General features: G+C 51.1%; 10 protein-coding genes, 2 tRNA genes and 1 other RNA gene. 6 read left to right on the top strand and 7 right to left on the bottom strand.

Annotation, left to right across the window (positions count from 1 at the left end; translation table 11 throughout):
* Positions 1 to 312 precede the first annotated feature (312 nt).
* Positions 313 to 726 carry a histone-like nucleoid-structuring protein H-NS gene (gene hns / locus ACJHW7_RS02825; RefSeq protein WP_001287378.1) on the top strand — a complete coding sequence of 138 codons (414 nt, stop codon included), beginning with the start codon at positions 313 to 315 and terminating at the stop codon, positions 724 to 726.
* Between the two features lie 143 nt (positions 727 to 869).
* Here hns and galU read toward each other — a convergent pair whose 3' ends face one another.
* The 3 genes from galU to rssA all read right to left on the bottom strand — a co-directional run bounded on the left by galU (position 870) and on the right by rssA (position 3,990).
* Complete coding sequence (galU, locus tag ACJHW7_RS02820) at positions 870 to 1,778, bottom strand: UTP--glucose-1-phosphate uridylyltransferase GalU (protein ID WP_000718995.1); 909 nt, start codon at positions 1,776 to 1,778, stop codon at positions 870 to 872.
* 201 nt (positions 1,779 to 1,979) lie between these two features.
* A complete protein-coding gene (gene rssB / locus ACJHW7_RS02815) occupies positions 1,980 to 2,993 on the bottom strand; it encodes a two-component system response regulator RssB (RefSeq protein ID WP_000193447.1) in 1,014 nt (337 codons plus the stop codon).
* Positions 2,994 to 3,084: 91 nt separating this feature from the next.
* Complete coding sequence (gene rssA, locus ACJHW7_RS02810; RefSeq protein WP_001226476.1) at positions 3,085 to 3,990, bottom strand: patatin-like phospholipase RssA; 906 nt, start codon at positions 3,988 to 3,990, stop codon at positions 3,085 to 3,087.
* Positions 3,991 to 4,102: 112 nt separating this feature from the next.
* Between rssA and ACJHW7_RS02805 the strand changes: the two genes are divergently transcribed.
* The 5 genes from ACJHW7_RS02805 (at position 4,103) to ACJHW7_RS02785 (ending at position 5,994) form a co-directional block, all read left to right on the top strand.
* Positions 4,103 to 4,561: a YchJ family protein gene (locus tag ACJHW7_RS02805; protein WP_021556730.1), complete on the top strand. Its 459-nt coding sequence runs from the start codon at positions 4,103 to 4,105 to the stop codon at positions 4,559 to 4,561.
* Positions 4,562 to 4,610: 49 nt separating this feature from the next.
* On the top strand, positions 4,611 to 5,453 hold the full coding sequence (purU, locus tag ACJHW7_RS02800) for a formyltetrahydrofolate deformylase (protein WP_021556729.1): 843 nt from the start codon (positions 4,611 to 4,613) through the stop codon (positions 5,451 to 5,453).
* 159 nt (positions 5,454 to 5,612) lie between these two features.
* Positions 5,613 to 5,697 (top strand) — tRNA-Tyr (locus tag ACJHW7_RS02795).
* 34 nt (positions 5,698 to 5,731) lie between these two features.
* Positions 5,732 to 5,816, top strand: a tRNA-Tyr gene (locus tag ACJHW7_RS02790).
* Positions 5,817 to 5,862: 46 nt separating this feature from the next.
* Positions 5,863 to 5,994, top strand: a non-coding RNA gene (locus tag ACJHW7_RS02785) — RtT sRNA.
* Between the two features lie 183 nt (positions 5,995 to 6,177).
* Here the strand turns inward: ACJHW7_RS02785 and narI are convergent.
* From narI to ACJHW7_RS02765, 4 genes are read right to left on the bottom strand one after another with little or no spacing between them, the layout of a single operon-like run.
* Positions 6,178 to 6,855: a respiratory nitrate reductase subunit gamma gene (gene narI / locus ACJHW7_RS02780; protein ID WP_001160110.1), complete on the bottom strand. Its 678-nt coding sequence runs from the start codon at positions 6,853 to 6,855 to the stop codon at positions 6,178 to 6,180.
* Entirely contained in the window at positions 6,855 to 7,565 is a 711-nt protein-coding gene (narJ, locus tag ACJHW7_RS02775; protein WP_000571681.1) for a nitrate reductase molybdenum cofactor assembly chaperone, read from the bottom strand. The genes narI and narJ overlap by 1 nt, the downstream gene beginning before the upstream one ends.
* Complete coding sequence (gene narH / locus ACJHW7_RS02770) at positions 7,562 to 9,100, bottom strand: nitrate reductase subunit beta (RefSeq protein ID WP_000702660.1); 1,539 nt, start codon at positions 9,098 to 9,100, stop codon at positions 7,562 to 7,564. The genes narJ and narH overlap by 4 nt, the downstream gene beginning before the upstream one ends.
* Positions 9,097 to 12,840, bottom strand: a complete 3,744-nt coding sequence (locus ACJHW7_RS02765; RefSeq protein ID WP_000032935.1) for a nitrate reductase subunit alpha — start codon at positions 12,838 to 12,840, stop codon at positions 9,097 to 9,099. Before ACJHW7_RS02765 ends, narH begins: the two co-directional genes overlap by 4 nt.
* Between the last annotated feature and the right edge of the window lie 248 nt (positions 12,841 to 13,088).

The following is a 13,088-nucleotide window of genomic DNA, read 5'->3' as shown; positions in this document are numbered from 1 at the left end:
ATCATTCGCTTAATAGGGAATTCTCGTAAACACGACTAATACAGAAGACTGAAAGGTCGTCAGCCTACGATAATCTCCCCATAAAATGTGACATGAATCAGGAAGTTTTAACCTCACGTGCTGCGAAATCATCGGTACAAATAGGGCTATATGCCGCGTCTTTTCTGGCTAATTTTATGAAAAGATATTTATTGGCGGCACAAAATAAAGAACAATTTTGAATTCCTTACATTCCTGGCTATTGCACAACTGAATTTAAGGCTCTATTATTACCTCAACAAACCACCCCAATATAAGTTTGAGATTACTACAATGAGCGAAGCACTTAAAATTCTGAACAACATCCGTACTCTTCGTGCGCAGGCAAGAGAATGTACACTTGAAACGCTGGAAGAAATGCTGGAAAAATTAGAAGTTGTTGTTAACGAACGTCGCGAAGAAGAAAGCGCGGCTGCTGCTGAAGTTGAAGAGCGCACTCGTAAACTGCAGCAATATCGCGAAATGCTGATCGCTGACGGTATTGACCCGAACGAGCTGCTGAATAGCCTTGCCGCCGTTAAATCTGGCACCAAAGCTAAACGTGCTCAGCGTCCGGCAAAATATAGCTACGTTGACGAAAACGGCGAAACTAAAACCTGGACTGGCCAGGGCCGTACTCCAGCTGTAATCAAAAAAGCAATGGATGAGCAAGGTAAATCCCTCGACGATTTCCTGATCAAGCAATAATCTTTTGTAGATTGCACTTGCTTAAAATCCCGCCATCGGCGGGATTTTTTATTGTCCGGTTTAAGACAATTTAATAAGAATAAGCTATAAAAAAACGGCGTCGATTGCTCAACGCCGTTTCGTGGATAACACCGATACGGATGTTACTTCTTAATGCCCATCTCTTCTTCAAGCCAGGCTTTAAATTCCGTGCCAAGGGTGTTATGACGAATACCGTATTCAACGAAGGCCTGCATGTAACCTAATTTATTACCGCAGTCATGGCTCTTCCCTTTCATATGATAGGCTTCAACCGTTTCTTTTTCGATTAGCATATCAATTGCGTCGGTGAGCTGAATTTCATCACCAGCTCCCGGAGGGGTTTTTGCCAGCAACGGCCAAATATCCGCACTAAGTACGTAACGACCCACAATAGCGAGATTAGACGGCGCAACATCCGCTTTTGGTTTTTCAACCACGCCAACCATCGGTACGCTTTCACCCGGCGCTAATTCAACGCCTTTGCAATCCACAACGCCATATGCGGTCACATCAGCAACCGGTTCAACCATGATCTGGCTATGACCCGTTTCATCGAAGCGGCGGATCATCTCTGCCAGGTTATCCTGTGACAAATCGGATTCATATTCATCCAGAATAACGTCAGGCAAAATAACAGCCACAGGTTCATCACCCACTACCGGGTGAGCACACAATACCGCGTGTCCCAGGCCTTTCGCCAGCCCCTGACGAACTTGCATAATAGTTACGTGCGGCGGACAAATAGACTGCACTTCATCAAGCAGTTGACGTTTTACACGTTTTTCCAGCATTGCTTCCAGTTCAAAACTGGTATCAAAGTGGTTTTCAATAGAGTTTTTAGATGAGTGTGTAACCAGCACAATTTCAGTAATGCCAGCCGCAATACATTCATTCACGACGTATTGAATTAATGGCTTATCGACAAGTGGCAGCATCTCTTTCGGGATGGCTTTCGTCGCCGGCAACATCCTGGTTCCTAATCCCGCAACGGGGATAACGGCTTTTTTGACTTTCGTATTAATGGCAGCCATTTAAATTCTCCTGGACTGTTCGTGTTTTGAACGTGTTCATATTTCTGTATCGCATCCCAGTATATCAGCACCCCGGAGGGGCTAAGTTCTGAAAAGGATGCGAGTTAGCATAATTAAGACAATTACTTATACGAATGGCGACGATAGTACCACCAGCCGACATTAGCTGGTAATGCAAATTTAGCCCGCGTTATCGTTTGCTCATTCTGCAGACAACATCAAGCGCAGTCGACCACCGGTTCCCCATATTTGGCATTGCCAGGCATCGCATCGCTGGCTCAATTGATTCAAATAAGCGTTACCTAAAGTGCCTAACGGAACACCATTACTGATTTGCACCTGGTGTTCGCCGGTATTTAACGTCGCATTCAGACCCGCAGAAACCAGAATGAGATTTTTCAGTTCGCGATGATAATAGCCAACTAATAGCGGAAACTGCCCCGGCAGATTGGCCTGACGGAGTAAATGGTTTACCTGCTTCAATAACGCGCCCAACTCTGGCAACCGTTGATTTTGGTGTGCAAGCTGTTCCTGTAATAATCCGTTAAACAATGCGCGTAATAACAAGGCAGCAAGTACGCCATTATGTCCAGCTCGGGTTACATCAAGGCAATAAAATGCCAGATCGTTTTCCGAAAGTGCGGCAATATCAAGCACCAGGCCGGGTTTGTCCGCGGCAACCAATTGACGGTAATTAACCCGGCAATGGGAAATCACCTGCTGAACCGGCGGTTGTAGTTCCTGTAATAATTTCGCCGCTGCGGCAGGGTTATCAACCATTGCATCCCAGTCGCGAAAAAGCCTTTCCTCTTCCTCAACGCGCGAATTAAACATGCTGGGATAGAGACAGGCAAAAACCATCTCGCGCAAGCGATTCAGATCTTTAACTGGTTTCAGCAAAACATCTTCAACGCCCAGACGTAACGCTTTGGCAATATCTGCCATATTTTCAGTGGCAGATATCACCAGAACTGGGGTCTGGTCGCCTCTGTTACGTATATGCTCCAGCAGTTTAAGCCCGTTCATTCGTGGCATCGCGATATCACATATCATCAGGTCTGGAGTGAAACCTCCCAGCAACTCAAGGGCATCCACCCCATCAGCCGCCAGTACCGTTGTCGCTCCCAATGAGGAAAACCACGAATCCAGAAGCGAGCGAAATACCTGCTCATCTTCAACAATGAGAATCTGTTTTCCGACCAATGGCTGCGTCATGTTCTCTCCCCTGACTGGCTTTACTCAATAGTGGCATGCTATTGCCACCTGCGCCTGTCAGAATTAACTTAAGTGTAGATAAAAATTCTGGTCAAATGTTGGTGCGTACCAACGGCAAAAGTTCGTCCATTTTCTTTTCCACTGCCAGCTGTCCGGCCGCAATGGCAGCGTGCGCGCGATGGAAATCAAGCGTAGATATTTGCGGGCAAACAGGTTGAATCAGAATATCGGGCGGATCACCTGCCATGCGGTTCCTTTTAAGGCGGTTCTCCAGCACCTGGATAGAAGTGGTCATAATCTCTGTTGCCGTTGGTGCTGTCACTGCCCGACGTGTCGTTATGCTGCCTAACCTTTCTTTCAGACGCGCATGCCACGGCAGAGAATCACCATTCTCGCTATTTTCTTCACTGACATTAAAGGAGAGCAAATCTTGTTGCATCAAATGAGCATCGTGCTGCAGGTCGACCGCTATCACAATATCAGCACCCAATGCACGCGTGAGCGAAATAGGAATTGGGTTAACGACTGCCCCATCAACCAGCCAGTAGCCGTTATGCGCAACGGGTGCCATTAGTCCTGGAATACTGCATGATGCGCGAATAGCAAGATGGAGATCGCCTTCAGTAAACCATAATTCACGCCCCGTACTTAAATTGGTGGCAACAGCCGCGAAGCGACGGGAACAATTTTCGATCTCTGTTTCCGGCATTATTTCGCGGTATTGATTGAAGACACGCTCGCCGCGCAGTAACCCACCGCGCTGCCAGGAGAGATCCATCAGGCGTAAAACATCCCAATAACTGAAAGAGGTTACCCAATCTTCCAGCGCAGATAATCGATCGCATGCATAGGCCGCGCCCACCAGCGAACCAATTGAACATCCTGCAACGATATCAATTTCAATACCCACTTTTTTTAGCGCATTAATAACGCCAATATGCGACCAACCTCTCGCCGCGCCAGATCCCAGCGCCAGCCCTATTTTTATCTTTCTCATTATTCCCGCAAGATTCCCCTGGAATGCAATCGTAGCCACATCGCTACTGCTCGGTTAACATAGTGCTACTCAGGCGGTTAATACGCCGTTATTGTTTCCAGGGAGATTATTTGTGTCTCAGCTTTGTCCCTGTGGTAGTGCTGTCGAGTATAGCCTATGTTGCCACCCTTATGTGTCTGGTGAAAAGGTTGCACCTGATCCAGAACATCTCATGCGTTCGCGTTACTGCGCTTTTGTGATGCAAGACGCAGATTATTTAATAAAGACCTGGCATCCATCTTGTGGAGCAGCGGCGTTACGTGCCGAATTGATTGCCGGATTTGCGCATACTGAATGGTTGGGATTGACCGTATTTGAACATTGTTGGCAGGACGCCGACAATATCGGATTTGTCAGTTTTGTTGCTCGATTTATCGAAGGTGGCAAAACAGGTGCAATAATTGAACGTTCGCGATTTTTGAAAGAAAACGGTCAATGGTACTATATTGACGGTACACGTCCGCAGTTTGGCCGCAACGATCCCTGCCCTTGTGGTTCAGGTAAAAAATTTAAAAAGTGCTGCGGCCAATAATGGTTGACGGTACGGTTTAGCAAACACTCTCAACAAGGTTTTTCCAGCAATGCATTCACTCCAACGTAAAGTTCTGCGTACTATTTGTCCGGACCAAAAAGGTCTGATCGCACGTATTACCAATATTTGCTACAAGCACGAGTTAAATATCGTACAGAACAATGAATTTGTTGATCACCGTACCGGGCGCTTTTTTATGCGCACGGAACTGGAAGGGATTTTTAATGATTCCACCCTGCTGGCGGATCTCGATAGCGCATTGCCAGAAGGCTCCGTGCGTGAGCTGAATCCTGCCGGTCGTCGCCGGATAGTGATTCTGGTCACTAAAGAAGCGCATTGCCTTGGCGATTTGTTGATGAAAGCCAATTATGGCGGCCTGGATGTCGAAATCGCGGCAGTGATTGGTAACCACGATACTTTACGTTCTCTGGTTGAGCGTTTTGATATACCGTTTGAGCTGGTAAGCCATGAAGGGTTAAGCCGCAACGAGCACGATCAAAAGATGGCGGAAGCCATTGATGCTTATCAACCTGACTACGTGGTGCTGGCGAAGTATATGCGGGTATTAACACCGGAATTTGTGTCACGCTTCCCGAATAAGATCATCAATATTCACCATTCCTTCCTGCCAGCGTTTATCGGCGCACGTCCTTATCACCAGGCCTATGAACGTGGCGTGAAGATTATTGGCGCAACAGCTCACTATGTGAATGACAATCTGGACGAAGGCCCAATCATCATGCAGGACGTTATTCATGTCGATCATACCTACACAGCTGAAGATATGATGCGCGCAGGTCGTGACGTCGAGAAAAACGTCTTAAGTCGCGCGCTCTACAAAGTACTGGCGCAGCGCGTCTTTGTTTACGGTAATCGGACGATTATTCTTTAATCGCCAGCAAAAATAACTGGTTACCTTTAATCCGTTACGGATGAAAATTACGCAACCAGTTCATTTTTCTCAACGTAACACTTTACAGCGGCGCGTCATTTGATATGATGCGCCCCGCTTCCCGATAAGGGAGCAGGCCAGTAAAAAGCATTACCCCGTGGTGGGGTTCCCGAGCGGCCAAAGGGAGCAGACTGTAAATCTGCCGTCATCGACTTCGAAGGTTCGAATCCTTCCCCCACCACCATCTCAAGCATTACCTCAAAATTTGAATTACCCCTGGTGGGGTTCCCGAGCGGCCAAAGGGAGCAGACTGTAAATCTGCCGTCATCGACTTCGAAGGTTCGAATCCTTCCCCCACCACCATCACTTTCAAAAGTCCCTGAACTCTCAAACGAATCCGTAATTAAATATTCTGCCCAAGCGGGGAAGGATGTGAAGCTTCGACCAAGGTTCGACTTGAGCGCCAGCGAGAGAGCGTTGCCGCAGGCAACGACCCGAAGGGCGAAGCGCGCAGCGCTGAGTAATCCTTCCCCCACCACCATCGCTTCCTGAAATAATCAAAACATGTTACTCCGAGCTAATTTTGCCCGATGGCACCACGTTTACCGGACCTACAATATCCTCCCCTGTAGGTCGGATAAGCGAAGCGCATCCGACAACTCACCCCGCACCGTGCCCATAAAAAAACCCCGCCGAAGCAGGGTCTATGTGAACTAAAATTCGCTTAGTGACGAGCCCGCACCAGCTGGTACTTACGTGTCAGATACTCCACCGGTACGCTCCAGATGTGTACCAGACGCGAGAACGGGAACAGCAGGAATAACGTCATCCCCAGCACCAGGTGTAGACGGAAGATAAACGCCACACCATCGAGGTGTTGAGAAGCGCCACCGTGGAAGGTCACTACCGACTGCGCCCAGCCAACCAGTTTCATCATCTCGCTACCGTCCATATGTTGGGCGGAGAACGGAATGGTCAACAGGCCCAGCGCGCACTGGATAACGAGCAGCGACAGGATCAGGATATCCGCTCCGGTAGTCGTTGCACGCACGCGTGGGCTGAACAGACGACGCTTCAGCAAAAGCACGCCGCCAATCAGACACAGCACGCCGCTGGCACCACCAGCAAACATCGCCATTTTCTGTTTCACTTCAATCGGCAGCCAGGCTTCATACATCCAGTGCGGCGTCAGCATACCGAAGAAGTGACCGACAAAAATCCCCAGAATACCGATATGGAACAGGTTCGACGCCAGGTTCATCCCTTTGCGATCCAGCATCTGGCTGGACGCCGCGCGCCAGGTGTACTGCCCGTAGTCATAACGCAGCCAGCTACCAATCAGGAAGACCGCCCCGGCTATATACGGGTAGATATCAAAGAAGAACATATTCAGGAATTGCATTAGTGCTGTCCTCCGGTGGTGATATTCAGATATTGCGGCGCGACGGCACCGGCAAAGCGACGCTGATGAGCAGTGATTGCTGAATCACCGCAGCCTTTGTCAGCAAAGAATTTAACCTGCTCTTCTTCCCAGACAGCATCCAGCGCCTGCGGCGTATCATCGCGCGCTTCGTCGGCAATTTTTTCCGCCACTTTGTCGCTGTCGATAGCGGTATTCGCCAGTTTCAGCAGCAGATCAAACAGCACGGCATAACGGCTTTCACGCTGTTGCAGACGCGCGCTCAGCAATGCCAGAATCGGCGCGATATCTTTCAAACCTTCCACGGCTTCGCTTTGCGGCAGCTGCGCCAGGTACTCCAGATACAGCGGCAGATGGTCCGGCAATTCGCGGCTGTTTAACTGCAAGCCGTGCTGCTCGTACTGCGCCAGCAGGTCCACCATCGCCTGGCCGCGGTCGCGGGATTCGCCGTGCACATGTTCAAACAGCAACAGTGACGTGGCGCGGCCACGGTCGAACAGTTCGCTGTACTGCGCCTGGGCATCGAGCGGATCCATCGTCGTTAAATCGCGCAGGAAAATGCCCAGCGCATGGGCATCCTCTTTTGGCAGATTTTTCGACGCGGCAATCGCCTCAAACATCTCTTGTTGATGCTGCCATAAGGCAGCATCCGGATATTCAAGGAGACGCGATACAATCACGAGTTCGATCATGGATGCGGCTCCGTTTTGCTGGTCACATCGATGGCATCGATACGACGGCTGTTGAACAGATTGAATTTGGTATCTGAACCGTGGCAGCCATCACCAAAGGTAAAGCCGCAGCCATTTTTCTCCGGGAAGGCTTCCCGTGCCAGTTCACGATGACTACTCGGCACCACAAAGCGATCTTCGTAGTTAGCAATCGCCAGATAACGGTACATCTCCTGTGCCTGGGCTTCGGTCAGACCGACCTCTTCCAGCGCACGGGTATCAACTTTACCGTCAACGGTTTCAGCACGTTTGTAATGACGCATCGCCAGCATACGTTTCAGCGCGCGCAGTACCGGTTTGGTATCACCGGCGGTCAGCAGATTCGCCAGATACTGTACCGGAATACGCAGGCTTTCGACGTCTGGCAGAATGCCGTTGCTACCCAGCTCACCCGCGTCTGCTGCAGACTGAATCGGAGACAGAGGCGGCACGTACCAGACCATCGGCAGTGTGCGATATTCTGGATGCAGCGGCAGCGCCAGTTTCCATTCCATTGCCATTTTATAAACCGGCGACTGCTGTGCAGCTTCAATAACGCTCAGCGGAATACCGTCTTTAATCGCCTGTTCGATGACTTTCGGATCGTTCGGATCGAGGAACACCTCCAGCTGACGCTGGTAGAGATCTTTCTCGTTCTCTGTGCTGGCTGCACGTTCAATCGCGTCGGCATCGTACAGCAGCACGCCAAGATAACGGATACGACCGACACAGGTTTCTGAGCACACGGTCGGCTGACCCGCTTCAATACGCGGATAGCAGAAGATGCACTTCTCAGACTTACCGCTCTTCCAGTTGAAGTAGATTTTTTTGTACGGGCATCCGGTGATGCACATACGCCAGCCACGGCATTTATCCTGGTCGATCAGGACGATGCCATCTTCTTCACGCTTGTAAATCGCACCGCTCGGGCAGGTCGCCACACATGCCGGGTTCAGGCAGTGTTCGCACAGGCGCGGCAAATACATCATGAAGGTGTTTTCGAACTGGCTATACATCGCCTTCTGGATGTTGTCGAAGTTCTTGTCTTTCGCCAGTTTGTCAAACTCACCGCCCAGGTCATCTTCCCAGTTCGGCCCTTTTTCGATTTTCGCCATCCGTTCCCCGGTAATCAGCGAACGCGGACGGGCAATCGGCTGCGATTTGCTGCCTTCCGGCGCGGTATGCAGGTTCTGATAGTCAAAATCGAACGGCTCGTAATAATCGTCGATCCCCGGCAGATGCGGGTTAGCGAAGATTTTACCCAGCAGCATGGCACGGTTACCCATGCGCGGCTGCAGTTTGCCGTTGATTTTACGGATCCAGCCGCCTTTGTATTTTTCCTGGTTTTCCCAGTCAGTCGGGAAGCCCTGGCCCGGCTTGGTTTCCACGTTGTTGAACCACGCGTATTCCACGCCTTCACGGCTGGTCCAGACGTTTTTACAGGTAACTGAACAGGTGTGGCAGCCGATGCACTTATCGAGATTCAGCACCATGCCGACTTGTGAACGAATTTTCATTTTACGCTCTCCTGTACCTGGTCATTGCCTTCGCCATCTAACCAGTCAATGTTCTTCATCTTACGCACTACAACAAACTCATCGCGGTTAGAACCTACGGTGCCGTAGTAGTTAAAGCCGTATGCCAGATGGGCATAGCCGCCGATCATATGCGTCGGTTTCGGCGTGATACGGGTGACCGAGTTATGGATACCACCACGCTGTTGGGTAATTTCCGAACCAGGCAGGTTAACGATACGTTCCTGCGCGTGGTACATCATGGTCATCCCTGCCGGAACACGCTGGCTGACAACCGCACGGGCAGTCAGAGCACCGTTGCTGTTGAAGACTTCAATCCAGTCGTTATCGGCAATACCCAGATCTTTGGCATCGGCTTCACTCAGCCAGACCACCGGACCACCGCGACCTAAAGTCAGCATCAGCAGGTTGTCGCTGTAGGTGGAGTGGATACCCCACTTCTGGTGCGGCGTCAGGAAGTTGAGCGCTTTTTCCGGGTTGCCGTTGGATTTTTGGCCTATCACTTCTTTCACCGAACGGGTGTCGATCGGCGGACGATAAACCAGCAAGCTTTCACCGAAATCACGCATCCATTGGTGATCCTGATACAGCTGCTGACGGCCAGAGAGCGTACGCCACGGGATCAGCTCGTGAACGTTGGTGTAACCGGCGTTGTAAGAAACGTGTTCATCTTCCAGACCAGACCAGGTCGGGCTGGAGATGATTTTGCGCGGCTGTGCCTGAATATCGCGGAAGCGGATCTTCTCGTCTTCTTTATTCAGCGCCAGATGCGTATGGTCACGACCGGTAAATTCGCTCAGGGCAGCCCAGGCTTTCACGGCTACCTGACCGTTGGTTTCCGGTGCCAGTGTCAGGATCATCTCTGCCGCATCAATTGCGGTGTTCAGCATCGGCTGGCCTTTCGCCGGACCTTCCGCTTTGGTGTAGTTGAGCTTACGCAGCAGATCCATCTCGCTCTGGGTGTTCCATGCAATCCCTTTACCGCCATTACCGATTTTCTCCATCAGCGGGCCGATAGAGGTAAAGCGTTCGTAAGTCGCTGGATAATCGCGCTCTACGACCATAATGTGCGGTGCAGTTTTGCCTGGGATCAGGTCGCATTCGCCTTTTTTCCAGTCTTTCACATCCAGCGGCTGCGCCAGTTCAGCGGCAGAGTCGTGCTGGATAGGCAGCGTGACGATGTCGGTTTCTTTACCCAGATGGCCGACGCACACTTCGGAGAATTTCTTCGCGATGGCTTTGTAGATTTCCCAGTCGCTTTTCGCTTCCCAGGCCGGATCGACCGCCGCAGACAGCGGGTGAATAAACGGATGCATATCCGAAGTATTCATGTCGTCTTTTTCGTACCAGGTCGCCGTCGGCAAAATGATGTCGGAATAGAGACAGGTGCTCGACAGACGGAAGTCCAGCGTAACCACCAGATCCAGCTTGCCTTCCAGACCATTGTCCTGCCAGTCCACTTCTTCCGGCTTCACGCCGCCCTGCTGCCCCAGATCTTTACCCTGGATACCGTGCTCCGTCCCCAGCAGGTACTTGAGCATAAACTCATGACCTTTACCGGAAGAACCGAGCAGGTTAGAACGCCAGATGAACAGGTTGCGCGGGTGGTTTTTACCGTTTTCTGGTTGTTCTGCCGCAAAACGGATGGAACCCTCTTTCAGGGATTTCACCGTATAGTCCACCGGATTCATCCCGGCTTTTTCCGCTTCGCCAGCGATAGTCAGCGGGTTAGTGCCTAACTGCGGTGCAGACGGCAGCCAGCCCATGCGTTCCGCACGGACGTTAAAGTCGATCAGGTGTCCGGTATAACGGGATTTATCCGCCATCGGTGACAGCAACTCTTCCGCCGTGACGGTTTCATAACGCCACTGGCTGGAGTGGTTATAGAAATAAGAAGTGCTGTTCATGTGACGCGCCGGACGCTGCCAGTCAAGGGCAAACGCCAGCGGCTGCCATCCGGTTTGCGGACGCAGTTTTTCCTGACCTACATAGTGCGCCCAGCCGCCCCCGCTCTGACCGACACAGCCGCAGAAAATCAGCATGTTGATCAGACCACGATAGTTCATATCGAGGTGATACCAGTGGTTCAGCCCCGCACCGACGATAATCATCGAACGACCGTGCGTTTTATCAGCGTTATCGGCAAATTCACGGGCGATGCGAATAATCTGGCTGCGAGAAACGCCGGTAATCTGCTCGGCCCAGGCCGGGGTATAAGCTTTCACATCGTCATAGCTGGTTGCACAGTTAACGTCGTTCAGGCCACGTTCCAGACCGTAGTTTGCCAGCGTCAGATCATAAACGGTGGTCACCAGGGCGGTGCTGCCATCAGCCAGTTGCAGGCGTTTTACCGGCAGTTTGTGCAGCAGCACGTTTTCCAGTTCCACTTTGTTGAAGTGTTCCGTGCCGTCGCCACCAAAGTACGGGAAGCCTACCTCAGCGATCTCATCCTGGCTACCCAGCAGGCTCAGTTGCAGCTCGGTTTCTTCGCCAGTTTTGCCGTCGCGCTGCTCAAGATTCCATTTGCCCTTCTCGCCCCAGCGGAAGCCAATAGAACCGTTCGGCGCAACCATTTCGCCATTGGTATTAAAGGCGACAGTTTTCCATTCCGGATTGTTTTCCTGGCCCAGCGCATCAACCAGATCAGCAGCGCGCAGCATACGACCTGCAGCGTAGTAACCGTCGCGTTCTTCCAGCATCACCAGCATCGGCATGTCGGTGTAGCGACGCACATAGTCGGTGAAATACTGGCTTGGGTTGTCGAGGTGGAATTCACGCAGCATTACGTGGCCCATCGCCAGCGCCATTGCCGCATCGGTGCCCTGTTTCGGTGCCAGCCACAGATCGCACAGTTTGGCGATTTCAGCGTAGTCTGGTGTGACGGCAACAGTTTTGGTGCCTTTGTAACGCACTTCAGTAAAGAAGTGAGCATCCGGGGTACGCGTCTGCGGCACGTTTGAACCCCAGGCGATGATGTAGCTGGAGTTGTACCAGTCAGCAGATTCCGGTACGTCAGTTTGCTCGCCCCAGGTTTGCGGAGACGCAGGAGGCAGGTCGCAGTACCAGTCGTAGAAGCTTAAGCAAGTACCGCCAATCAGCGAGAGATAGCGTGCACCCGATGCGTAAGAAACCATCGACATTGCCGGAATTGGCGAGAAACCAGCAACACGGTCCGGGCCGTAGTTTTTGATGGTGTAAACGTTAGATGCGGCGATCAGTTCGTTCACCTCCTGCCAGGAAGAACGAACAAAACCACCGCGTCCACGCGCCTGCTTAAAGCTTTTCGCTTTATCGGCGTCTTCAATGATAGAAGCCCATGCCTCAACCGGATCGCTATGCAGCGCCTTCGCTTCACGCCACATTTTCATCAGGCGTTTGCGCATCATCGGGTATTTCAGGCGGTTGGCACTGTAAAGATACCAGGAGTAGCTGGCACCGCGCGGGCAGCCGCGAGGTTCATGGTTTGGCAGATCCGGACGGGTACGCGGATAGTCAGTCTGCTGGGTTTCCCAGGTGACCAGACCGTTTTTGACGTAGATTTTCCAGCTGCAGGAGCCGGTGCAGTTTACCCCGTGGGTAGAGCGGACGATTTTGTCATGCTGCCAACGCTGGCGATATCCATCCTCCCAGTCACGGTTGGTATTGAGAAGCTGGCCATGCCCATCGGCAAAGGTTTCACCCTTCTGTTTGAAGTAGCGAAACCGGTCCAGGAATTTACTCATCGGTTTTCTCCTGTGGGAGCCTGTCGGCCCTCTGATAAATCGACATTGCTAATGTTTAAGGGCAAGGTAACGCTCTGAAACAGCGTGGGAATTGATAACGATCAAGAGTGATGGGGATGAAAAATAAAGTAAATTCCTAAGATACCCCTTTAGGATAATTAACAGTTACAGCATAACATGCTGTAAATTAAGACTTTTTATACCTGTAGTTATTTAAACTATTAAGATTTTTATGCAAATGGGTATTA

It is taken from the genome of Escherichia sp. WS1152 (assembly GCF_046487665.1).
Taxonomy (GTDB): Bacteria; Pseudomonadota; Gammaproteobacteria; order Enterobacterales; family Enterobacteriaceae; genus Escherichia; species Escherichia coli.
Note: the sequence above shows the minus strand (reverse complement) of the source record. Positions and strands in the feature narration are given on the sequence as shown.

Excerpts from the sequence above, each read along its gene's own strand:
- hns (WP_001287378.1), top strand. The coding sequence starts at position 313 with ATGAGCGAAGCACTTAAAATTCTGAACAACATCCGTACTCTTCGTGCG.
- galU (WP_000718995.1), bottom strand. The coding sequence starts at position 1,778 with ATGGCTGCCATTAATACGAAAGTCAAAAAAGCCGTTATCCCCGTTGCG.
- rssB (WP_000193447.1), bottom strand. The coding sequence starts at position 2,993 with ATGACGCAGCCATTGGTCGGAAAACAGATTCTCATTGTTGAAGATGAG.
- rssA (WP_001226476.1), bottom strand. The coding sequence starts at position 3,990 with ATGAGAAAGATAAAAATAGGGCTGGCGCTGGGATCTGGCGCGGCGAGA.
- purU (WP_021556729.1), top strand. The coding sequence starts at position 4,611 with ATGCATTCACTCCAACGTAAAGTTCTGCGTACTATTTGTCCGGACCAA.
- narI (WP_001160110.1), bottom strand. The coding sequence starts at position 6,855 with ATGCAATTCCTGAATATGTTCTTCTTTGATATCTACCCGTATATAGCC.
- narJ (WP_000571681.1), bottom strand. The coding sequence starts at position 7,565 with ATGATCGAACTCGTGATTGTATCGCGTCTCCTTGAATATCCGGATGCT.
- narH (WP_000702660.1), bottom strand. The coding sequence starts at position 9,100 with ATGAAAATTCGTTCACAAGTCGGCATGGTGCTGAATCTCGATAAGTGC.
- ACJHW7_RS02765 (WP_000032935.1), bottom strand. The coding sequence starts at position 12,840 with ATGAGTAAATTCCTGGACCGGTTTCGCTACTTCAAACAGAAGGGTGAA.